Source organism: Paenibacillus sp. DMB20 (genome assembly GCF_000987955.1).
Lineage (GTDB): Bacteria > Bacillota > Bacilli > Paenibacillales > Paenibacillaceae > Paenibacillus_AQ.
In genome coordinates this window covers 24,344-48,546 of the sequence record NZ_LAZU01000015.1, presented here as the reverse complement: position 1 = coordinate 48,546, position 24,203 = coordinate 24,344, and the positions used below count along the sequence as shown (strand labels likewise).

The following is a 24,203-nucleotide window of genomic DNA, read 5'->3' as shown; positions in this document are numbered from 1 at the left end:
AATGAGATTAACCCCTTTGTTATTTTAGTTATGGAGGATCTGATCCTCCGGTTTAACAAGCCATCCTAATTTTTAACGCAAAAAACCGCAGAACTTGTTCTGCGGTACCTTTCCGGATCAGGCAGGCGCATCCTCGATGCCCAGTATCGGGATGCAAAGAATGGCCTGGACTAGGCAGGTCACGTACCATAGGCATCGAAACACCAATGGCTTCTTTACGCCTTCAGAGTAATGGGTGGTCCCGGTAAACGCTTTTTCCGAAAGCCCCTCTGCCAGCCGATCCGTCAAGAAAAACTATCCATCGACGTTCGTTTTACGAAGACGGACCGCGTTGCAGCGGAGTTTTTCTTGCAAAAACAATAAAACCGCAGGAAACCATATGAGGTCTCCTGCGGTCAGGCGCTGTTCCTGTCATTCCAATAGCGAATGCAAGGGGACAGCTTATCTCGTTCCGTCCGTAGAGACCGATATCAGGGTGGGTTGAAGCATCTTTTCGTTTCTCATTTGACATCAGCCTCCTTTTCATAAAAGTATATTCGTATTATAGTGTTCGAAATCCGGCGTGTCAACATTTTCCATGCGCCAAACCGAAATCATTCAACAAACGATCAGATCCGCTTATAGTCCCGCCACTCTTCCGGAAGCAATGCGCCGTACTGACGGTTCTGAAAGCGATCGTCAACCAGCACGAGCGTCCCCCGGTCCGACTCGGACCGGATCAGACGGCCTCCGGCCTGCAGCACCTTGTTCATGCCCGGGTAAACGTAGGCATAGTCGTAACCGTTTTTGGCATTACGGTCAAAGTAATCCTTAATGATATCGTTCTCGAAGGAAAGCTGCGGCAAGCCGACACCGACGACAACCACGCTTGACAGCCGTTCACCCTTAAGGTCGATCCCCTCCGAGAAAATGCCCCCCATCACGGCAAAGCCGATCAGCGGATCGGCGGCATCCGCCTGAAACGAGTCCAAAAACGTCTCCCGTTCCTCTTCCCGCATGGCATGGCCCTGGAGTAGTGTCCGTACGCCTGGATTCAATAGAGTGAAGCCTTCATGGATTTCCTGCATGTACGGATAGGACGGGAGAAAAACGAGGGTGTTTACCGGCTTCTCTTTCACCAGGTGGCTCAACATATCGATGATGGCGTTCTTGCTGCGGTCCCGGTCTTTATATCGGGTCGATACCGGCAGCAGCCTTACGTCCATCTGCTCGCGGGAGAACGGCGACGGGATGGAAAGGCTGTAGTCCTCTTCTTCGGCGCCAAGCATGTCCCTGTAGTACATGAGGGGCGTCAATGTGGCCGAGAAAAACACGGCGGAGCGGAAATTTTTGCCTGCCTGATGCAGCAAATAGGAGGGATCGAGGCAAAAAAGCTTCAGAAAGACCTCGTTCCGGTCCATCTCCGCATACGTAACAAACCGCTCGTCATAAAGCCTTGATATGCGCAGGTACGCCTGGGCAGCAAAATAGCATTCCAGCAGGTGCTCGGCTTCTTCCCCGCCTTTCCCGGTCATCAACTCGGCCTCCGCATGCATAACGAAGGTTTCCAGCAATTCGTCCATCAGCTCCGGCTGACTGGAGCCGACCATCCGCTCCTCCTCCCCGCTGACCTTGCGAAGAACGATAAAACGGTTGTTTACCGTTTTGGCGGCCTGATACAAACTCGGATTGGTTTCCTTATATGCCCGCTGCACTTCAAGAAACATCGACTTTTTGAGCTCCGCGGAAAACATGCTCCGGGCCCGGTCAACCAGATTGTGGGCCTCGTCAACGAGCAGCACGCTGGACTTCTTGGCCTCCTCCGGCAAACGTTTCAGCGAGACGCGCGGGTCGAAAATATAGTTGTAGTCGCATATGACGGCATCCGCCGCATAGGCCGCATCGAGTGAAAACTCGAACGGGCAGACCCGGTGCTTGCGCGCATACGCTTCAATGACCGGGCGGGTTATGCTCGTTTCATGCTGTAAAAGGTCAAGGATCGCTCCGTTGATCCGGTCATAATAGCCCTCCGAAAAAACGCAGGCATCCTGCCCGCACCCCTCTTCTTCGCCGAAGCAGATTTTATCCTTGGCTGTCAGCGTCACCGTATGCATGTGCAGCCCGCGGGAAGCCATAAGGACGGCCGCTTCCTCGGCGGCGTCCGGGTAATCGTTTTGGCCGTCAGGTAAAAAATGCGTCCGACCGTTCCTTCTCCCATCGCTTTGACGGCAGGAAACAGCGTTGAGATCGTTTTTCCGATGCCGGTCGGAGCTTTGGCGAACAGCTTGCGTCCTTCCCCGATGCTTTTGTACACGGAGCCCATCAGCTTCCGCTGTCCCTTCCGGTAATCGGGGAACGGAAACGAAAGGCTGCGGATGCTTTCGTCTCTGCGCCTCACATGCTCCAGCAGCAGAATCGCGTAGGGGGCATAGGCCGCTGCTACTTCCTGCGCAAAAGCATTCAGCTCCTCCGCGCTGAAGTCCCGCCGGAACTTTTTCTCATGTCCGGTCGGAATTTGCACATAAGTCAGCTGGACCGCCATATGGGCTGCATGATGCAGTTTGGCGTACATATATGCATACATTTTGGCCTGGGCCCAGTGAACGGGATAGGTGTCCTCTTCAATATCGTCCAGGCTGCCGGAGGTCGATTTGATTTCATCGACCATTACGGGGCCATCGCCGAAAATCAGGCCGTCGCAGCGGCCTTCCACGGCAAATATCATGTCCTCATAAAGAATCTCGGCTTCGAGATGAACTTCCTTCTGATCCTGTTCTCCGTATCCGCGCTGCACCTGTTGGTGCGCCTTCGTTCCTTCGGTCAGCGTTGCCGCCGTCCGGAAGCCCGAAGTGATGCTGCCGCTCCGGAATACATATTCGACCAGAGGACGGACGGATATTTGAATGATATGAGCCATATCGGTCTCCTTTGTGAAGATTGTCTCAAAATAGCCTGATCACGAGCGAATCGGATATGAAAGCGGCTCTTTGAACTCGAACTTCTCGCACTTTATATAATTCTTCTAAGTCCGTATTATACCAAACATTTGTTCCAGAGCGTAATTTTCATATCCGGCCTTGAACGGCACCCATACAAAAAAGGCAGACTCGGCGCGGTCTGAATTTTGCGCCGGTATCTGCCTTTTGTGCAGCCTGTGACTATGGGAGTTTGGTGCCCATATCATCCAGGCTTTTAAATTCATAGCCCTGACTGCGGGCTTCGTCTATAATCCTTCCAAGCGCCTCGGCATTGTCGCGGGAAATGGAATGCAGCAGCATGACCGCGCCGGGATGAAGCTGGGTCGTTACTTTCTCGTATGCATGCTGGGCTCCGCGCTGCGCTTTCACATTCCAGTCCATGTAAGCAAGCGACCAGAACACGTTCGTGTAGCCGAGTTTCTTGCTGACGGCAAGAGAGCGCTCATTGAATATTCCGCGCGGGGTGCGGAGATATTTCATCTCCTGCTGGCCCGTAATTTTGGCAACCTCGGTTTTAACCCGATTCAGCTCCTCGGTCAGTTTTTCCTCCGAGATTGCGGAAACATCCGGATGACTCCAGGAGTGATTGCCGATAATATGCCCTTCGGCCGTCATCCGTTTCAGCAGCTCGGCCTGCGTCTTCACGTAATGCCCCGTTACGAAAAAAGTGGCCGGCACCTTTTTCGTCTTGAGCGTATCCAAAATCCCTGAAGTGTACCCGTTCTCGTACCCGTTGTCAAATGTCAGGTACAGTTCCTTCTTCGCCGGATCGCCCATAAAAACAGCCCCGTGTTTCTTCAGCAGTTCCTTGAAACCTTCCTGGTCGATGGACGGAAGCTTGCCGTTCACACTCCGTTTAAAGCCGAAATGAAACGGTCCGCTTCCCTCGGCCATAATCGGTGCCGAAACAGCCAACAGCAGCGCCAGACCTAGCATCGCGATGGACGTTACCCGAAAAACGCGGCATTTGTTCATCACAGTCCTCTCCTTTGCTCATGGAATCATCAGTCCCGCCAAAGGTTCCCTCGGCAGAACGGTTACAGGATACTATCCCACGGCCGGAAAAAACTTATGTATGTTCCGTTACGGTAATCGTACTGCCCTTGCGGTGGCTCTCTATCGCATACTCGATCATGCGGATGGTATCCCGGGCTTCCTCGGGCTTGACCGGAACCTGGGCTCCTTTCAAAATGGCCTCGGCCAAGCCTTGGTAAAAGGCCTGATATCTCCCTGGCAGGGTCTCAATCTCTCCCTGGACGGCCAAACCGCTCAGCTCTGTCGCAAGCTCCCCGTATTGATCCGGCTGGTCTTCGCCCCAGCCTGCGTCCCCGGGATGAAGGCCTTGCTTCAGCTGAGCTTCCTGAGGGTCCTCTCCGTATTTCAGGAAGCTTCCCTTATCGCCGTGCAGCTCAAAGCGCGGCCCCGCCTGACGGACGAGGGAACCCGCGTGAAGGATGACGCGGTGAAATTCGTATCCAAATACGAGGTGGAAATAATCGACGGCCTCCGAGCCCTCCCGTTCGGCGCGCAAGTCCGCCCATACCGTTTTCGGTTTGCCGAACAGGAACAGGGCCTGATCTATGAGATGGGAACCCAGGTTGTACAGCTCTCCGGCCCCCGGTCCCTCCTGCTCCTTCCACCGTTTTTGCACGATCGGCCGATACCGGTTGAAGTGCACTTGGTATAACGAGAGCCTTCCGAGAGCTTTGGTCTCGAGCAAATTCCGCACCGTAAGAAAGTCATTATCCCAGCGCCGGTTATGGTAGACGGTCAGTTGGACCCCTTTTTCTTCGGCCAAAGCGATCAACAGATCGGCTTCCTCCGAAGTGACCGTGAAAGGCTTCTCCACAACCACATGCTTTCCGGCTTCAATCGCTTGACGTGCATATTCGAAATGCGTCGCGTTGGGACTGGCTACGATCACGACATCAATATCCTTCTCCTGAAGCAGCTCATCCACCGTGCCTACGACCCTGGTCTTGGGAAGAGCTTTTTTCACTTTGTCCGGATCGGAGGATACGACCGTCCGGATCCGGTAGTCCGGGATGCTGGCCAGGAGAGGCGCATGAAAGGTCGAGCCCGATAATCCGAAACCAATGATGCCCACTTGAATCTTCATCTGTAATCCCCGCTTTCCATTTCTTTATATAACCGAACATTGAAAAGATAGCTTTGTTTATATTATCATTTCAACTCTAATTTCAGCAAAGAAGCACCGAAAAGCCTATGACACGACGCACAATCGAACCGTTGCTCCGGTTACGCGGCAATAATCGGGCTGCGAACAGCGATATGACGCGTCATATCGGCATATGTAAAATTTTCAGAAAATATATGTAAAAATTTATATTTTCTATTGCGCTGAATCCCCGTCCGCTGTTAATATAGCCAAAAGCGCTTTTTGGACATTCTGCAAACGCGACAAATTACAGAGAGATTTATAAGGAGAGGAATCATGTCTGCATTGCATAAAACAACCGGCCCACTCATTATTTTGATGATCAACATGTTCATCGCCATGCTGGGCATCGGACTTATTATTCCTATTTTACCCGATTTTCTTGAGGAATTCGGAGCCGGCGGCCAGACGGCGGGCTACTTGATCGCTGCAACGGGCCTCACGCAGTTTATTTTCTCTCCTCTCGTCGGAGAGTTATCGGATAAACGGGGCCGCAAAATCATGATCGTCATCGGCCTCTCCCTGTTCACGCTGTCCCAATTGCTGTTCGCGATAGCGGACGCGGTCTGGCTGCTCTATGTATCCCGGCTGCTTGGAGGCATCGGCGCCGCGGCGATGATTCCGCCGATGATGGCGTTTGTTGCGGACATTACCACCGAAGAGGAACGGGGAAAGGGCATGGGGATGCTCGGTGCCGCCATGTCCCTCGGCTTTGTTATCGGTCCCGGGATCGGCGGATTCCTTGCCGGCGTGAGCCTGCGGACGCCGCTTTACGTATCCGCGGCCGTAGCGGGGATCGCCCTGATCCTGTCGCTGCTGGTCCTGCCGGAAACGCTGACCAAGGAGAAGCAGCTTGCCGCCCGGTCGAATAACGTCAAAAGAGAAAATATTTTCAAGCAATTCATCATGTCCGCCAAGGCGCCTTATTTCGTGCCTCTGCTTCTCGTGTTTACCCTCACGCTGGGACTGATGAACTTTGAAGCGATTTTCCCGCTGTATGCTAAAAACCGCTATATCTTCTCGCCCGAACAAATATCGGTCGTCATCACCGTCGGCGCTTTGGCCGGAACGGTCATCCAAGCCGTGGTCATCGACAAGGTGCTGCGCCGTTTCGGGGAAGTCAAGCTCATCAGCGTCAGCTCCTGGCCGCCGCCGTCTGCATGGTGCTGCTGCTTCTGTCCGGGAACTTCTGGTACGTGCTTGGCATCTCTCTTCTATTCTTTATTTTTACGGCCATTATGCGGCCAGCCATCAACACGCTGCTGTCCAAAATGGCCGGAGAAGAGCAGGGCTTCGTCGCCGGAATGAACAACGCCTACATGAGCATCGGCAATATCATCGGTCCGGCCATAGCAGGCAACCTGTTCGATATCCAGATGAACATTCCTTACCTGTTCGGAGCCGTTATTCTCGTGCTTGGCGTATTCCTGTGCACAGCTTGGGCCGCACGGCGCAGCCCGTCTGCCCAAACGGCGGCAGTGCAGAAATAAGCCGCTGCCCGACCCCTTCCCTCGGTACAAAACCAATCAGGAACCGTTTCGACGTCCTTCGTGGAAGGTGAAGGAAAAAGCGAAAATTCCATACGTTAAAAGAGCTGTCCCGCGTCTGCCCAAGACGCCGGGAACAGCTCTTTTTAGGATACGAAAAAAACTTTACTTCTCTCCAAGCAAAGAACGAGTGAAGGAGATCCACTCCCGGGCAGCAAAGGACAGGTACCGGTCCTTACGCCAGATCATGCCCAGCTGCCAAGGGATCGACGGATTGCTCAAAGGCAGAATCGCCACCCGGGAAGCGTCGATCTCTCCGCAGATCGTTTCCGGTAGGAGTGCAATCCCAAGATTGGCGGCAACCATGCCGCTGATTAAATCCCACTGCGAACTTTCATACACGACCTGCGGCTCAAATCCGGCTTGAACGCATTCCCGGATAATCCGGTCATGCAGGGTGAAATCCTCGCGGAATAGGACGAAGGGCTCCTCCGCCAGTTCCGGAAGAGAGACCGCCTTACGCCCCGCCAAGCGGTGCGACGGGTGCACAAGCAGCCGCAGATTCTCCTTAACGAAGGAATAATAGTGAAATACCTCCTCATTGACCGGCAGCACGGCTACGCCGATATCGGTCTGTCCGCTTTCCACGTCCGCCTCCACTTTTTTCGCTCCGTCCTCGAACAGCTGAATCGTAATCTGCGGGTATTTGTGATGGAACTGGCCGATGACCTCCGGAAAAAACTGGAGCCGATCATCGGCGGCAATCCGATACGCAAATGCCCGCGCTTCAGGTTCATCAAATCCTCCAGCTCGGCGGACACCCGCTCGAACGCCTCTACCATATGCTGTGCCTGCTGGTACATGATGCGGCCCGCGTCAGTCAGCTCGATGCTTTTCCCCTGCCGGTGAAACAGCGTTACGCCCCATTCGTCCTCCATGTTCCGGATGGTCTTGCTTATCGTGGGCTGGGTAATGTACAGCGTCTCGGCCGCCCTGGTAAAACTGCCTAGACGCGCCACTTCCAAAAAATACTGCAAATGCCGGATGTCCACTCTCGGTCCAACTCCTTCGGTTTCTGTTGGTCGTCTTCGTTGAATGTGCGTCGATAGACGCCTCTTCCATAGACAAATGGAATGACAACGATTCGATATATGCATTTTACCTATGAAAATAATAAGTGTAAACTTTCAATAGCAATGAAAATCGAAAGGAGATACCGGTCAACATGAAGCAACTGATCAAGGGAAGCCTCCAAGTGGCCGGTTTTATGCTGATATCGATCCTGATGGATCATCTGGCCGGATGGCTTCACCTTAGCATACCCGGCAGCATCTTGGGGATTGCCGTCGTTTTTATTCTGCTTGAAACGGGCGTGCTGAAGCTCAAATGGATCGAGCTTGGCGCCAATTGGCTCCTTGCCGAACTGCTGCTGTTCTTTATTCCTGCCGCCGTCGGCGTGATGAAATATTTCCCGATGCTCGAGAGCGACGGGATTCAAATCGTGGCTGTCGTCCTGTTCAGCACCGTTACCGTTATGGTCAGCTCGGGACTCGTAGCCATGGTCATATCTAAAAGAAAGGATCGGAAAAACCCATGATACCCCTGATTGCATGGTTTGGCCTGCCTCTGACCCTGATCATTTATTGGGCGGCCAAAAAGCTTTATCAACGGAAAAACAAAGTGTACTTCTCCCCGCTCCTGCTGACGCCGATCATCATCGTGGTCATCCTGATGCAGACCGGAGTATCGTACGAATCCTATAACGAAGGAGCCGGATGGCTCAGCGATCTGCTGCAGCCGGCTACGGTAGCCTTTGCGGTACCGCTCTACAAAAACTTTCAAACCTTGAAAAAGCACGCGGCCGAAATTATGGTCAGCGTCATCTCGGGCTCGGTCATGGCGATTATTTCATCGGCGTTCCTCGCCAAATGGCTGCATTTGAGCAGTTCGCTGACGACCAGCCTCGTTCCAAGATCCATTACGACGCCTATTGCCATGAATGTTTCGCAGGTCATCGGCGGCGTACCCAACATGACCGCCGTATTCGTCATCATGACCGGCATTCTCGGCTCCATGATCGGGCCGTCCGTGATGAAGGTATTCCGGATCAAAGGCGATATCGCCCGGGGAATTTTGTTCGGAACGAGCGCACACGGTACCGGCACCTCGAAGGCATTCGAGTTCAGCTCGCTGTCCGGCACCATTTCCAGCATATCGATGATTCTCGCGGCGCTGTTTACGCTTTGCGCGGCCCCGCTGCTCATGTCGTTTCTGTTTTAAAATGTTCTTTAGGTTTCCTCCACCGGCTTACCAGCCGGTTTTTTTATTCCGGTTTTATTTTGCGGCCGGTAGGGTTAATCTTTGTTAGAACTAGGAGAAGCGGCTATAACGTTCTTTTCCGGGGACGAACAACGTTTCTGCGGGGGTTTTTCTCATATTTGCCCGAAAAGGCGGCTGGAGCTTTTTTGACATACAAGGTCAGGACGAGGCATAATTAATTTGTTAATCGTTTACATATCCTTAACAAAACGCAGGACTTTTCGGGGTCTGTCTGCGGTATGAAAGGAAGGCGGTCATCCGTGTTCTCGATGAACCGGTTTCGCTTTACGATAACGAAACCATTTGTTTTTTTCTCTGTCCTTTTAGTACTGAAAAGTTATCTGGCCTGGGTGGTCATTTTTGACGATGTGACGCCTTGGAGCCCGCTGCTGGCTGAGATTCCTTTCGTTTGGCTGCTGTTCAGCCTGATTGAATGGTTTGCCTCCAAACGCAAAATGGCGGCTTACATGGCGATCAATCTGCTGCTGACGGCCATTTTTTTCGCGGCGATCATGTATTACAAATACTACGGCGTCATTCCGACGTACCATGCCTTGGAGCAGGTCAACCAGGTGACGGCCGTAAGCAACAGCGTATTTTCACTTATGCATCCGTACTATTTGCTTATTTTTGCGGACATTATTGTCTTGTTTGTCCTGTTTTGGAGAAGCGACCGAGTCAAGACATGGAAACATAAGCATAACAAAAAGGAAAAACGCCCTTTTGTCCCTGTCATTTTCGCCGTATCCCTAACGCTGTGCCTCTTTCAGATCATGCCGAACCGGGCCAGCATGAACGAAATCGTAAAGGCGCAGGAAATGGGGATACTGAATTATGAAGCCTATACCATTTTTCAAAAGGAAGATACGGACCTGGTCAACGCCAAGTCGATTAACCAGGACGAAATCAATACATTAAAAGGGATTACGCCCACGGCTTCTCCAGCCTATCGGGGAACTGCCGAAGGGAAAAACGTCATTATCATCCAAATGGAATCGTTTCAGGAATTCCTGATGGATCTGAAGCTTGACGGCCAGGAAATCACCCCGAACATGAACAAGCTGGCCCGCGAAAGCTTGTATTTCCCTAACTTTTACCAGAACGTCGGCCAAGGCAACACGTCGGATGCCGAGTTTGTCGTCAATACGTCCTTTTATATTCCGCCGCGCGGGGCGGCAACGCAGCATTATGCGGACAAGGAGCTTCCCAGCCTGCCTAAGCTGCTAAAAACGAAGGGCTACCACTCCGCCACGTTCCATACGAACGTCGTGGAATTTTGGAACCGGAGCGAGCTTTACAAAGCGCTTGGCTTTGACCGGTACTACGACAAGGCCTTCTTCGGAGAGCCGGATAAAGTGTTCTTTGGCTCCTCCGATGAGATACTTTACAACAAAACCGCCGAAGAGCTGAAGAAAATGAACGAATCGGGCAAACCTTTCTATGCCCAGATCATTTCGATGACGGCGCATCATCCGTTCACCATCCCGGACAGCAAGTACAAAATGACGCTCCCCGAGCGTTATGAAGGAACTTTCGTCGGCGACTACATCCGCTCCCAGAACTACGCGGATTTCGCTCTGGGGCAGTTTATTGAGCAGCTGAAAAAAGACGGCCTCTGGGATAACAGCCTGGTCATCGTATACGGCGACCACCTGGGGCTGCCGATTTATTCCTTAACGAATGACGATAAAAAGCTGATGGAAGAAATTTACGGCCGTGAATACTCGTCCTCCGACATGATCAACATTCCGCTGATCATCCATGGAGAGGGCCTGAAGCCGGCCGTTATGGAGCAGGTCGGCGGCCAGGTGGATATTCTGCCGACGGTTGCCAACCTTGCCGGCTTGTCACTGGAGAACCAGCTTCACTTCGGCCAGGATTTATTAAACCAGAAGGACAACAATCTGCTGCCCGAGCGTTATTATCTGCCTTCCGGCACGTTTATTAACAAGTCGACGCTGTTTATCCCGGGCAACGGGTTTGAGGACGGCACGCGCCATCCTCTTCCGGGCAGCACCCAAGAAGAAACCGCCGCCTCCAAAACGGAATTCGACCGGGCGTTGAAGCTGCTGCATCTGTCGGACAGCTATCTGCGCCAGCTGCCTGAGCATAAGTAGAATCGACTCCTTTGCCCTTCCGCATTGGACCGTAGCGATTCTGTGGGAAATCTAGCGGAATAGGCGTCCTCCAGGTCTTCCATGACCTTGGGGGACGCCTCTTTTTGTCGTTAGGTTTGGCGCACTATGCATCTGTAGATCCCGCTATTCTATTACCGAACCGATCAGCATGCACCGGGCGCGAATCTCCGTAATTGTTGCTAAAGCAGCGGATAAATCTCATCCCATACCGCATCCATAATGTCCTGCATCCGCTCCTCATTGCTGTTCACCGCGATAACGGCGTCGCGTCCGGGAATAACGATGCACAACTGGCCCTGAGCCCCATCAGCCCGATAAGCATCATGCGTACACATCCACAGCTGGCAGCCGTATCCCTGGTTCCAATCAGAGCTTCCTTCAGTATCAATCTGTTTGCTAGTGATAAAATCGATCCACTGCTCAGGGACCAGCCGTTTACCTTCCCATTGTCCTTTTTGTAGCAGCAGTTGGCCGAAGCGGCTCAACTCCTCGTTGCTGATATATAATCCCGTGCATCCGAGCGTAACTCCCAACGGTGACCCATCCCACCTTACGTCCTCAATGCCGAGCGGCTGAAACAGGCGAGGAATCAAGTAATCCTTGACCGTTTGGCCCGTCGCGGCCTGAAACAGGGCCGAGATCATGAAGGTATCGCCGCTGCTGTAGGTGAAGCGCTGACCGGGTATCCGGTCAAGCGGCAAAGACATATAGTGCTTCGCCCAGTCCTTCTCCTTCAGGGAAGCCCTTTCCTCCGCCCATAAGGGCGGTGCATCATGCCCGGTGGACATACGGAGCAGATTGTATAGCGTGATGCCTTCCGGAAGAAGACGCGGATCGGACGCCTTTTCAGCCCTAGCCTCTCCCTCGAAATAATGCCCCAGCCGCGTATCCATCGATAGCTTCCCTTCCTCTACGGCCATTCCAACAGCCAAACATGTGAAAGTCTTGCTTACGGAGTGCTGCAACCGCCGGGCATCCCGTTCCAAATCCCATTCTCTCAGAAGTTCTCCGCCTTGGCGAACCCGGACGGATAATACGTTCAGACCGCTTCCCGTGATCCGGTTAACAAAGCCGGCCAATGATCGAGCCATATCGTTTTCCTTCTTTCCTTTGCAATTGGACATCCGGTTCTTATCCGAACTTATATTTGGAATGAGTCCTATTGTATAACGAATGGAAGAACATGTACACTACCTTATTGAAACGTTTCTATAACATTCCTTCAATTCACCCTATACATTAATTCTACGCGCAGAAATATAACCCTTTATTGAAAACGTTTACCTGAGTAAATTTATAGTTAATTTCTATATAAATACAGAAAAAACCGAAAATACGACACAAAACAGCTTCGAAAATCAGTTTTTAGAAAAAGGTTATTGACATGGTTATGAAGTAGAATTATGATGTTATCGAAACGATTCGATTAATCGCTTTCATGTAACCTGGCCTTTCGATTTAGCTTGTTAGAGCTATGAAATGATACACATGTCCAGCGGTTTTACGATCGAATCCGGGAAAGTCTGAAGGATTTCTGCCGGAAAGGCCTTACCGCAACCATTCATAAATGAAAGGGGTTACATATGGCGCATATCACCATAGAGACCGGATCGCCCACTTTATGCATGACGACCAGCATCCACGTGGTCTCTCCTGCGGAATCTGGAAACCCTTCGGGAAGCACGCTTTATCTGCTTCACGGAGCCGGCGACAACGCAAGTACTTGGCAGCGTTTGACCACAATAGAGCAGTATGCTCAGCGGTACGGATGCACGGTCATCATGCCCGAGGCGAACCGGAGTTACTACACCGACATGGTTTACGGGCTGAATTATTTCCATTACATCACGCAGGAACTGCCGGAGTTCTGCAGCAGGCTGCTTCATCTGAATCCCGATCCGGACAACATTTTCGTGGCAGGGCTGTCCATGGGCGGATACGGTGCGCTGAAATGCGCGCTGACTTACCCCGACCGCTATGCCAAAGCGGTATCCCTTTCCGGTGTGACGGATATTCAAAAGCGTCTTCTGGATCCCCAGATGCCGCCGGGAATGTTGAAGGAAATGCAGGCGGTGTTCGGCAGGGACCTGAAGGTGACGCCGGAGCAAGATATATACGCTTTAGCCGCCAGGAGGCTGGAGGAATCCGGAAAACTCCCTTCCGTACTTTGCTGCTGCGGATCCAGCGACCCGTTCATCGAAATGAACCGGGATTTCGCGGAATACATGCAGAGCACTAGCTTCGATTTCCGCTATGTGGAAGGACCCGGCACGCATGACTGGATCTTCTGGGAAGAGCATTTGAAGACGACGTTTGATTTTCTTTTTAACGACTAGAACCCAATAGAGTGAGGAGATGCCACTTGAAATCCGAAGCCTTAGGGCCAGACAACCAACTGAGCGGCCGTAAGAGATCCAAAAGACTATGGGCCGAAATCCGTAAAAACAGAATGATTTACACCCTGCTCTTGCCCGGCCTGGTATGGCTGTTCCTGTTTGCCTACATGCCGATGGGCGGCCTGTCCTTGGCCTTCAAGGACTACAAAGCCAATATGGGAATCTGGGGCAGTCCGTGGGTCGGATTTGAAAACTTTAAATATGTATTCCGCGACCCTACGTTCATAGATTCCGTATGGCGTACGCTTTACATCAACATCATTAAGCTGGCTATCACCTTCCCCGTTCCGATCATCCTGGCGCTCATGCTGAACGAGCTGCGGATGAAGCGGATGAAGAAGGCGTTCCAAACGGTGCTAACCTTCCCGCACTTCCTGTCATGGATTATCGTATCCGGGATCGTCATCAACGTTCTGTCCTACGACGGGCTGGTCAACAGCACGCTGTCCCTGTTCGGCCTGCCGACGATCAACTTTTTGGGATCGGAAAGCACCTTTATCCCGATGCTCCTCCTTACGGACATCTGGAAATCCGCCGGTTGGGGAGCCATAGTGTATCTGGCCGCCATTTCCGGCATCGACCAGGACCAATACGAGTCGGCCCAGATTGACGGCGCATCGCGAATCCAGCAAATATTCCGGATCACGTTGCCCAACATCCTCCCTACCGTAACCATTATGTTCATCCTCTCGGTGGGCGGACTGATGTCCTCGGGCTTTGACCAGATTTTCAACTTGGCCAACGCGGCCACGAAAAATGTATCGGAAGTTCTGGACGTTTATATTTACCGGATTACCTTCCAATCGTCAACCGACTTCTCGTTCTCCACGGCGGTCAGCTTGTTCCGCTCCCTGGTGAACATGATTCTGCTGCTTGCTGCGGATAGAATTGCCAAAAAACTGGGCGGAGACGGTTTATTCCGATAAGAAAAACGTCTATCGACGTACTTTCTCGGAAGACAACCGCATTTAGCTGAAGTTTTTCTTGCGATATAGAATTCCATCAGCTCCGCTGATAACTTATAAATTCTATATCTATGAAGAAAGGAGTGAAAAAGGGATGGGCACGACAACCTCAACCCTAAAGCAGCAGCCCAAGGCTCGCAAAATGAAAAGAAACATGACGGGGCTGGACTATTTCCTGTTCGCGATGCTTCTTGTACTTAGCTTACTGATTCTGATCCCGTTCTGGAACGTCATCATGATCTCTTTCTCGACGCCTAAAGAATACGCGGATAATCCGCTCATGATGTTCCCTAAGAATCCGACGCTCGATTCCTATAAAGCGCTGTTCGCGGACGGAAGCATTCTGACCGGCTACTGGAACACCTTCAAGCTTCTGATCGTGGGACTTCCGCTCAGCCTCTTTATAACGAGCAGCATGGCTTATGCGCTCAGCAGAAACAAATTTCCGGGCAAAAAACTGATCTTTTTCCTGGTGCTTTTCACGATGATTTTTAACGGCGGTATCGTTCCACTTTACCTGATCATGAAGTCGCTTCACCTGACGGGAACGCTGTGGTCCGTCATTCTGGCGGGAAGCTTCAGCGCCTTCAACATGATACTGATGATGAACTATTTCCAGAGCCTGCCGGAATCGCTGATGGAATCGGCACGGCTCGACGGCGCGGGCGAATGGAAGATTCTGTTCTCCGTGGTGCTTCCGCTTGCGGCTCCCATCATGGCCACGATTACATTGTTTTACGGCGTAGCATTCTGGAACAGCTGGTACGACGCGATGATTTTCCTCCGAAAGGCAGAGCAACTGCCGCTTCAAAACGTACTCCGGACGATCATTGTAGAGTCGCAGACCAACGTATCTAACGCTTCAAGCGTAGACTCCGTCGGCAAGGCCAATTTCTCGACGGGGATGAAAATGGCGGCGGTATTCGTCACGATGGTGCCGATCATGTGTTTCTTCCCGCTGCTGCAAAAGCACTTCGCAAAAGGGGTATTAACAGGGGCTATCAAGACCTGATAATGCAATAGATTTTGCAAAAAAATCTGATCATTCATGGGGGTAAAACATGAAAACGAACAAAAAGCTGTCGGCAAAATCCATCCTTCTGCTTACCATGTGCCTGGTCATGCTCATGGTGACCGCCTGCTCGGGCAAAGAAGCTTCGAGCGGCAACGAAAAAGACGAGAACGGAGGCTACAAAGACAAGCTGAAGATTTCCGTCGCCAGCACCATTCAAGTGAAGGACGGCCAGATGGAAAACGAGTTTCATAAGTACTGGATGGACAAGTACAACATCGAGTGGGACTACAACTTCGTGGAATGGGATTCTTGGGCTGAAAAGCTCCGTCTCTGGATCAACTCCGGCGACCTGCCGGATGTCGCAACCTGGAACTATATTCACGGCGATGCATGAACTACATCGATCAGGGACTTCTGTACAAGTTCCCGGACGACTGGAAGGAACGCTGGCCGAACGTGGCTGCGGCTTACAAGCTGACAGGCCTCGGCGAAAAACTCGAAGAACTGAGCGGCGGCACGTACATTTTGCCTAGACCGGTTTACTTCGAGAACAAGCCTGCCGATCCGCTCGTGAACCAAATCGGCGTTATCGCCATCCGCAAGGACTGGGCGAAAGCCGTCAACTTCGAAATCAAGGACGTGTACACAACCAGCGAGATCATGGAATACGCCAAGCTGGTAAAAGAGAAGGACCCGGGCAAACTTGGCTCCAAGCTCGTTCCGATCTCTTACAACGCAGGCGACGTGCTGACTAATATCATGATGCCTAACAGCGAGCATTCCCGGGTCGAGTCCGCCTTCTATAAAGGCGAAGACGGCAAGTACCACTGGGGCCCAGCGGATCCGGAGACGCTTACCGGCTTGAAACTGATGCAAAAAGCATACAAAGAAGGACTCCTGAACCCTGAATACTACACCTGGAAAAACAGCGAAGGCAGCGACAACTTCCGAATAAAAGGAACGGCTGCGGTTATGAGCCTCGGCGGTTTGGCCTCCTTCCGTCGCGACGTGGACAAAGACATGAAGAAGAACCTTGGCCTTAACAGCGACGATGTCGTTCACACCGCGATCGTGCTTGGAGACGACGGAAAATACCGCAACCTGGAGCAGGTCAACTTCTGGTCCGCACTGGTCTTCTCCCCGAACATCAGCGAAGAAAAATTCGAACGCATCATGGACCTGGTGGATTATTCGACAAGCAAGGAAGGACAAATGCTGCTCAACATGGGCTTTGAAGGCAAGGACTGGAAATACGGTGAAAACAATGAGCTTGTAAGCCTATTGCCCGAAGGAACCTCGCTAGAGGACAAATATCCAAGCCGTTTTGAAGGCCTGTACCTGCTCGGGGACGACTTCAGCATGATCAATCCGGCCATCAAGCAGGAATATCGCGATACGGCCGTTAAACATTACCAAAACAAAGCGAAACTCGGCAAGGAAGGCGGCAAGCTGGCTACCTACGATTGGGACGTTCAGCTGTATGACTCCAAAGCCAAAAACCAAGCTACGTTCGCTTACGAGGAAGAATACACCAACCTGATTCTGCAGGACGGAGATCTGGAAGCCAACTGGAAGAAATGGGTGGACAGCAAGCAGTCTCTCGTCAAACCCGTTCTGGACGAACTGAACAACCTAAAGAAATAAAAAGCATCTAAGAATAGAGTTGGCCTGAGGCATTCGCCAGCGGTACAAGTCCTTTGAACCCGGTGTGCAGGATTTAAGATGCATCCGGGTTCTTCGCTTCTGCCGCCCTCATTCTTCTGAATGAGGAGTTTGCACAACGCTTAAAGACCATTGTGCAGGCTCCTGAGAAGGAGAAGGATACAGTATTTCGTCCATCTTCAACCTACTATTCTCTTAGATATAAAGATGTGGAGGGAATCATATGGACCAGAAGCAAATAGCCGGTCTTTTAAATGAAATGACGCTCGAGGAAAAGGTTGCGCAACTGCTGCAGCTTACGGCACATCTTCATGAAGGGGCCGAGGACAAAGGCCAAATTACCGGCCCGAAGGAGGAAATGGGGGTTACCGCCGAGATGGTGAATGCCAGCGGCTCGGTTTTGGGCTTGTCGGGGGCGGCTTCGATCATCGCATTGCAGAAGAGCTATATGGAAAAAAGCCGGCTGGGCATCCCCCTCCTGTTTATGGCGGACGTGATTCACGGATTTAAGACCATTTTTCCGATTCCACTTGCTCTCGGCTGTTCATGGGATCTCGGCGTGGCCGAAAAAAGCGCGGAAATTGCCGCAAAGGAATCGGCGGTATCCGGCATCCATGTCACGTTTGCGCCGATGGTCGATCTGGTGCGAGATCCCCGCTGGGGACGCGTCATGGAAACGACCGGCGAGGACCCGTATCTGAACAGCCTGTTTGCCCGCGCTTTTGTTCGCGGGTATCAAGGAAGCAACCTTGCCGAAGATAAAGACCGTCTGGCAGCCTGCGTGAAACACTTTGCCGCCTATGGCGCCGCTGAGGGAGGCCGGGATTATAACACGGTGGATATGTCGGAAAGACAGCTGAGAGAGTACTACCTCCCGGCCTATAAAGCCGCACTGGAGGAAGGTTGTGAAATGGTCATGGCCTCGTTCAACACCGTTGACGGCATACCGGCTTCCGGCAATGAAAAGCTGATGCGCGGCATTCTGCGCGATGAATGGAATTTTGACGGGGTGCTCATTTCCGACTGGGCTTCGATCCGGGAAATGATCGCCCACGGGGCGGCCGAGGACGACTGCGAGGCAGCCTACCGGGCCATCCGCGCCGGCGTGGACATCGAAATGATGACGCCGTGTTATGTCCGGCACCTGCCTCAGTTGATCGAAAGCGGGCGCGTCGATGAAGAGCTTATTGACGAAGCCGTCCTCCGCGTTTTGCAGCTGAAGAACAAACTCGGCTTGTTCGAAAACCCGCTGCGTGGCGCCGATCCAAACCGCGAGCGTGAGCTTCTTCTGTGCCGGGAGCACCGGAAGGCCGCTTATGAAGCTGCCGCCAAATCCTGCGTGCTCCTTAAAAACAACGGCGTCTTGCCGCTGAAGCCGGAATCCCGCGTGGCCCTGATCGGGCCGTTTGCCGATCATGAGGATATTTTGGGCTGGTGGTCCTGCGTCGGAGAGAAGGAAGATGCCGTCAAGCTAGGGCCTGCACTGCAAGAACGCTTCACCGGCAAGCTCTCCGTAACTGCCGGCTGCGGCATCGACAGCATGACGGCGGAGCAGCTGGAGGCGGCGACTGCCGCGGCCCGCGAAGCGGACGTCCTTGTTCTCGCGCTGGGCGAGGCCTCCGATATGAGCGGAGAAGGAGGCTCCCGGACGGATATCACCCTTCCGGAAGCGCAGCTGGAGTTGGTGCGGCAGTTAAAGCGGCTGGGCAAACCGATGGCAGCTGTTATCTTTAATGGCCGGCCGCTTGATTTGAACGGCCTGTTTGACGAGTCGGACGCGGTACTGGAAGCCTGGTTCCCTGGAACTGAAGGCGGAGCTGCGGTCGCGGACATCCTTACCGGCAGCGTGAACCCGTCAGGAAGGCTGACCATGTCGTTCCCGCAATCGGTCGGCCAGGTTCCGGTATATTACAACGCCTTCAATACGGGCCGTCCGATGGATCCTTCCAAAACCGGCGAACGTTACGTATCCAAATATATCGACAGTCCCAACGAGCCTCTCCTGCCGTTCGGATATGGCTTATCCTATACGACCTTCGACTACAGCGGCTTGACCGTTTCGAGCGATGAAATGTCTGCGGAGCAGCCGCTCACCGTCAACGTAACCGTAACGAACACGGGAGCCAGAGCGGGCGTGGAGACCGTTCAGCTATATATCCGCGATGCTGTAGGCGAAGTGGTTCGTCCGCTCCGCGAGCTTAAAGCTTTTGAACGGATTGATCTGCAGCCGGGAGAATGCCGAACGGTCACGTTTACGATTACGGAAGAACAGCTGCGTTACCACCACAGCGATCTGAGCTTCGCCAGCGATCCCGGCCTCTTTCAAGTCTTTGTCGGACCGAACAGCCGAGATACTCTTGAAGGTGCATTCAGACTTATATAGACGTCCCAGACATTCTTATATTTTTGACAAAAACAGCAAAGCTGCCTCGAGCATAACCGTTAGTGCACAATTGGCCGCGGTTATGCCCGGGATAGGAGGAGTGAGCTACCTATGACAACGATAACCCAAGACAAAATCAACCTGCAGGCGGGCAACCTCCGCTTTACCTTCTGGCAAAGCGGCGATATATACCAGGCCGTAAGCGGCAACACCATGATTAATCAATTGGTATCGAACCCGGTTGACGGTTCCATGAACAATCTGTACTTACGGATTCACGATGAATCCGGCATCCGTTTCTACCCCCTGCTCGGCATTCAATCCGACAGCAAGGTGAGTGCGAGCGAAAGCGCAATCGTATGGGAAGGAACCGTTGAAGGCGTCGATTATGAAGTTACCTTTGCGCCGGCAGTGTCCGGCATCTGGTTCTGGGACATCAAAGCACGCGGCAACGGAGTCGTGATGGATATCGTTTATGGACAGGATCTCGGCGTCGCCGACATTGGAGCCGTTCGCAGCAACGAGGCCTATCTTTCCCAATATATCGACCATAGCGTCTTTCAAGCTCAGGAAAAGGGCTATGTTGTGTGTTCCCGGCAAAACCAGCCTCAAGGCGGATTTTTTCCATATCTGCAGCAAGGGGCTCTTACAGGAGCAGCAGGCTATTCTACGGACGGCTTCCAGTTTTTCGGCCTGTCCTACAAAGCAACGAATATGCCCGCCTGCTTGAGCCGGGAGCAGCTTGCCAATGAAATCTATCAGTATGAATTCGCGTACACTGGCCTCCAATCCGTAAAGGTAGAGTTGGACGGCGAAGCCCGCTTTGTGTTTTATGGCCTGTTCAAAGCCGATCACCCTATGGCGGTAACGGAGCTCGAATACGCCGAAGAGATTCAGCAGGCATGGCAGGCATATGAAAGCCGGTCTTCTGACAGCGCGTTGCGCTCCCTCAGCCCCGTTCGCCTTAAGTCTGTGATTGGCGAGCCTCTCCAAGGCTTAGAGCTGTCGGAGGAGGAAATCAACGCCCGTTTTCCTAAGCATGACCGACATCAGGAAGAGCGCAAGGACGGCAGCCTGCTGGCCTTCTTCACGAAAACGTTTGAACATGTCGTGCTTCAAAAGAAAGAAATGCTGGTCGAACGCCCGCACGGTCATATTTTGATGACCGGCAGCAACGTGAAACTGGGGGCCAAGGTCCTTACGACAACCTCTTTTATGTATGGCATTTTCAACTCCCATCTGGTTGTTGGCAATACCAATATGAACAAAATGATGAGCAACGCCCGCAGTGCACTGAATGTGCCGAAGACCTCCGGACAGCGTATTTATATCGAACAGGACGGAATATACCAGCTGCTGACCATGCCTTCGTTGTTTGAAATCGGATTTAACTATGTACGATGGTATTACAAAACCGGCACGGACACGATCATCGTTACGAATTTCACGACATTGGACACGCCGGAGGTACGGCTTCACGTCCGCTCCGAAAAGGGTATTTCGTACAAGTATCTCGTGACGAGCCAAGTCACCATGAACGTTAACGAATACGAAACGGCGATTCGCATGACCGAGGATAACGGAGTGCTCACGTTCCATGGCGACAGCAATCCGATGGTTGCGCAGGCTTATCCCGAACTGAAATACCGTCTGTGGGTGGATGGGGCCGATGTTTCCATCGGTGACGAAACGCTTTTGGCCGACGGCGCAGCATCCGGATCGGCTTCCCTTGTAACCATGCAGATTGAAGGCTCCAGCGATTGGACGCTCACGATGCAGGGGCTGCTTGAAGGCGAGGACCTTCCGAGCGTTCCGGTTACTGCGGAAGAGGAGATCGTTCGATACCGCGAGTTTTATAGCCAGGTCATGAACGGCTTCCGCCTTTCCCGCCCGGACGAAGACAGCGAAGAACTCTTTAAGGTAAACGCTCTGGCTTGGTGGTACACGCACAATATGCTGGTCCACTATTCCGTTCCTCACGGCCTGGAACAATACGGCGGCGCAGCCTGGGGAACCCGTGACGTCTGCCAGGGGCCGGTTGAATACTTTATGGCAACCCAGAAGTATGAGCAGGTCAAGGATATCCTCAAAATGGTATACTGTCATCAATATGAGGACGAAGGCAACTGGCCGCAATGGTTCATGTTCGACCGATATTATGCCGTGCAGCAGGAAGAAAGCCACGGGGATATCATCGTCTGGCCGCTGAAAGTACTGAGCGATTATTTGACGGTAACGAAGGACTTCGGTATTTTAAATGAAAAGGTTCCTTACACAATTAGACATTCCTTTCAGTTTACGGAAAACAAGGCTTCCATTCTGGAACATGCGAAAAAAGAGATTGAGTATATCCGAGGTCATTTCCTGCATGATACCCACTTGTCCTCCTACGGGGACGGCGATTGGGACGACACTCTTCAGCCGGCCAATGCACAGCTGAAACAGTACATGGTCAGCAGTTGGACGGTAGCCTTGACCTATCAAACGGTCAGCCAGCTCTCTTCCGCGCTGCAATCGTTTGATCAAGGCCTCTCCGATGAACTGGTCAAAATGGCTTCGGGCATCAAGCAGGATTTCGAGCGCTATATGCTGAACAATGATGTTATCCCGGGATTCCTCTATCTTGAAGATCCGGAACAAGCGAAGCTGATGCTGCATCCTCAGGATCAGGAAACCGGTATTCAGTATCGGCTGCTTCCAATGACTCGCAGTATGATCGCGGAGCTGCTTGATCCGGAGCAGGCACGTGCTCATTATGAACTAATTCACAACAAACTGCTGTTCCCGGACGGCGTCCGGCTAATGAATCGTCCGGCTTCCTATGAGGGCGGCGTCAGCACGCACTTCAAACGAGCCGAGCAAGCAGCTAACTTCGGACGAGAGGTTGGACTCCAATATGTACACGCACATATCCGTTATGTGGAGGCCATGGCGAAGCTGGGCAAAGCGGAGGATGTATGGAAGGGGCTGGAAACCATAAACCCTGTCGGTATCCGGGACGTGGTTCCCAATGCCGAACTGCGTCAGAGCAATGCTTACTTCAGCAGCTCCGACGGCAAATTCAATACCCGTTACGACGCCCAGGACCATTTTGACGAACTGCGGAACGGCAACGTTCAAGTCAAAGGCGGCTGGCGGATCTATTCCAGCGGTCCGGGAATCTATATGAACCAGCTTATATCCAATGCCCTCGGCATCCGCCAGATCCAAGGCGATCTCGTGTTGGATCCGGTTGTGCCTGCAAGCCTGAACGGCCTGCATTTCGACTATGAATTTTCCGGCGTCAAGGTAACCTTTGTCTACCGCATTACAGGAAAAGCAGCCGACCGAGTCCTCATGAACGGTAAAGAGCTGCCTGCGGAGCGCATCGCGAACCCTTATCGCCAAGGCGGGCTGCGTATTTCCAGGGATAACTTCAACCAAATGGTGAAGGAACGGAACGTTATTGAAATCTTCATGTAATTTTAAGGGCGATCCCATAAGGATCGCCGTTTTCCATAACACTTCCACAGCCTTTAAAGATCGTATCTTTACAGGATTATGGATTGGTTTACAAGCAGAGGAGCGAGAAAATTGGTTAGTATTAAGGATATCGCAAAAAAAGCTGGCGTTTCCATATCAACAGTATCTTATGCCCTCAACGGAAGCAGTAAAGTAACGGATGAGACGAGCTCCAGAATATTGGCGATTGCCCAAGAGATGAACTATATCCCGAATGCGGCAGCGAGAACGCTAAAGAAAAGGGAAACCAAAATACTGGGCGTTTTCTTGACGGATTTTAAGGGGGACGTCTACGGAGACCTTCTCGATGGCATGAAGGAATTGGCCAATGCGCAAGGATATGACCTTATCGTATGCAGCGGCAAGCAATCCCACCGGATGCTTCCCGAGCGTGCGATTGACGGAGCCATTATTCTGGATCAGGCATTTGCAAGCGAAGAACTGCTGGAATATGCGGACCGCAATCACAAAATCGTCGTTCTCGACCGGGAGCTCAAGCATAAAAACATCAATCAGGTGCTTCTGGACAACAAAGCAGGCGCCACTTTGGCAACGGAATATCTGCTGGACCGGGGACATAAAAAAATCTATATCGTGTCCGGGCCCTCCGGCTCTTTTGACTCCAACCAGCGGATGAAGGCCGTCAAGCAGACGCTGGACCGGGTAGATCACGTCGAATGGATCGAAATCGAGGGCGACTTCAAAAAGAGCGGCGGGGAAAAAGCGGCCGAACGGATTATAAAGGAGTATAAGGAGCCTGTGGCCGTCTTTTGCCTGAACGACGAAATGGCAGTAGGGCTGTGCAACCGGGTAACGGATACGGGACTTGCGATCGGCGAGCACATTCATTTGATCGGCTTCGATAATATCGAGCTGACCCGTTATCTTCAGCCTCGTCTGGCAACGATCGACTATTCCAAACGCAAATGGGGAGCCCTTGCCGCCGAACAGCTAATCAAGCTGATCGCGGGTGAGACGGTTGAAAACGAACGCATTTACGTTACTTTGGTGGAAGGCGAATCGGTTGGTCATGCCACGAAAAAGGTTTATTGAAGAGATGGATCGACCCAAGCAGATACGTCTTTCCGACTTTCGTCAAGAGAGCCTCCTCAAGAAATGCCAGGCAAGCATATAATTCTTTAAAAAAGACTGTTCCGGAAATTTATGCCTTTCCGACGAACAGTCTTTTTTATCAGGTACC

Annotated in this window: 15 protein-coding genes and 3 pseudogenes; 12 read left to right on the top strand and 6 right to left on the bottom strand. The window is 52.2% G+C overall.

The features are described 5' to 3' along the window. Positions 1–117: 117 nt before the first annotated feature. The 4 genes and pseudogenes from XI25_RS33260 to XI25_RS05115 form a co-directional block, all read right to left on the bottom strand. Positions 118–288, bottom strand: a complete 171-nt coding sequence (locus tag XI25_RS33260) for a hypothetical protein (RefSeq protein ID WP_160308879.1) — start codon at positions 286–288, stop codon at positions 118–120. Between the two features lie 320 nt (positions 289–608). Continuing rightward, a pseudogene (locus XI25_RS05125) lies at positions 609–2,896 on the bottom strand (ATP-dependent DNA helicase). Between the two features lie 241 nt (positions 2,897–3,137). Further along, the gene (pdaA, locus tag XI25_RS05120; RefSeq protein ID WP_442950359.1) at positions 3,138–3,893 is read right to left on the bottom strand and encodes a delta-lactam-biosynthetic de-N-acetylase; all 756 of its coding nucleotides are present in this window, start codon (positions 3,891–3,893) and stop codon (positions 3,138–3,140) included. A gap of 133 nt (positions 3,894–4,026) precedes the next feature. Next, positions 4,027–5,076 (bottom strand): oxidoreductase, encoded by a 1,050-nt coding sequence (locus XI25_RS05115; RefSeq protein WP_046677655.1) that lies wholly within the window; start codon positions 5,074–5,076, stop codon positions 4,027–4,029. 336 nt (positions 5,077–5,412) lie between these two features. Here XI25_RS05115 and XI25_RS05110 point away from each other — a divergent pair. Further along, positions 5,413–6,626 (top strand): annotated as a pseudogene (locus XI25_RS05110) (MFS transporter). A gap of 162 nt (positions 6,627–6,788) precedes the next feature. Here the strand turns inward: XI25_RS05110 and cidR are convergent. Continuing rightward, positions 6,789–7,675, bottom strand: a pseudogene (gene cidR / locus XI25_RS05105) (cidABC operon transcriptional activator CidR). A 173-nt stretch (positions 7,676–7,848) separates the two neighbouring features. Between cidR and XI25_RS05100 the strand changes: the two are divergent. From XI25_RS05100 to XI25_RS05090, 3 genes are all read left to right on the top strand, one after another. Further along, the gene (locus XI25_RS05100) at positions 7,849–8,220 is read left to right on the top strand and encodes a CidA/LrgA family holin-like protein (RefSeq protein ID WP_046677654.1); all 372 of its coding nucleotides are present in this window, start codon (positions 7,849–7,851) and stop codon (positions 8,218–8,220) included. Beyond that, complete coding sequence (locus XI25_RS05095) at positions 8,217–8,903, top strand: CidB/LrgB family autolysis modulator (RefSeq protein WP_046677653.1); 687 nt, start codon at positions 8,217–8,219, stop codon at positions 8,901–8,903. The genes XI25_RS05100 and XI25_RS05095 overlap by 4 nt, the downstream gene beginning before the upstream one ends. A gap of 299 nt (positions 8,904–9,202) precedes the next feature. Then, positions 9,203–11,059, top strand: coding sequence for an LTA synthase family protein (locus tag XI25_RS05090; protein ID WP_046677652.1), 1,857 nt, complete (start codon positions 9,203–9,205; stop codon positions 11,057–11,059). Positions 11,060–11,259: 200 nt separating this feature from the next. On the opposite strand, the gene XI25_RS05085 is transcribed toward XI25_RS05090, so the two are convergent. Continuing rightward, positions 11,260–12,171: a serine hydrolase domain-containing protein gene (locus XI25_RS05085; protein ID WP_046677712.1), complete on the bottom strand. Its 912-nt coding sequence runs from the start codon at positions 12,169–12,171 to the stop codon at positions 11,260–11,262. Positions 12,172–12,663: 492 nt separating this feature from the next. Here XI25_RS05085 and XI25_RS05080 point away from each other — a divergent pair, with 492 nt between their 5' ends. The 8 genes from XI25_RS05080 to XI25_RS05050 all read left to right on the top strand — a co-directional run bounded on the left by XI25_RS05080 (position 12,664) and on the right by XI25_RS05050 (position 24,055). Further along, entirely contained in the window at positions 12,664–13,416 is a 753-nt protein-coding gene (locus tag XI25_RS05080; protein WP_046677651.1) for an alpha/beta hydrolase, read from the top strand. A 26-nt stretch (positions 13,417–13,442) separates the two neighbouring features. Next, complete coding sequence (locus XI25_RS05075) at positions 13,443–14,402, top strand: ABC transporter permease (RefSeq protein WP_046677650.1); 960 nt, start codon at positions 13,443–13,445, stop codon at positions 14,400–14,402. Between the two features lie 133 nt (positions 14,403–14,535). Beyond that, positions 14,536–15,453, top strand: coding sequence for a carbohydrate ABC transporter permease (locus XI25_RS05070; protein WP_052759454.1), 918 nt, complete (start codon positions 14,536–14,538; stop codon positions 15,451–15,453). A gap of 49 nt (positions 15,454–15,502) precedes the next feature. Next, positions 15,503–15,850 carry an extracellular solute-binding protein gene (locus XI25_RS34130; protein WP_235439667.1) on the top strand — a complete coding sequence of 116 codons (348 nt, stop codon included), beginning with the start codon at positions 15,503–15,505 and terminating at the stop codon, positions 15,848–15,850. Next, positions 15,847–17,100, top strand: coding sequence for an ABC transporter substrate-binding protein (locus XI25_RS05065; RefSeq protein WP_235439666.1), 1,254 nt, complete (start codon positions 15,847–15,849; stop codon positions 17,098–17,100). The genes XI25_RS34130 and XI25_RS05065 overlap by 4 nt, the downstream gene beginning before the upstream one ends. A gap of 241 nt (positions 17,101–17,341) precedes the next feature. Then, on the top strand, positions 17,342–19,501 hold the full coding sequence (locus tag XI25_RS05060) for a glycoside hydrolase family 3 N-terminal domain-containing protein (protein ID WP_046677649.1): 2,160 nt from the start codon (positions 17,342–17,344) through the stop codon (positions 19,499–19,501). 111 nt (positions 19,502–19,612) lie between these two features. After that, positions 19,613–22,963 carry a GH36-type glycosyl hydrolase domain-containing protein gene (locus XI25_RS05055; protein WP_046677648.1) on the top strand — a complete coding sequence of 1,117 codons (3,351 nt, stop codon included), beginning with the start codon at positions 19,613–19,615 and terminating at the stop codon, positions 22,961–22,963. Positions 22,964–23,074: 111 nt separating this feature from the next. Next, on the top strand, positions 23,075–24,055 hold the full coding sequence (locus XI25_RS05050; RefSeq protein WP_046677647.1) for a LacI family DNA-binding transcriptional regulator: 981 nt from the start codon (positions 23,075–23,077) through the stop codon (positions 24,053–24,055). Positions 24,056–24,203 lie beyond the last annotated feature (148 nt).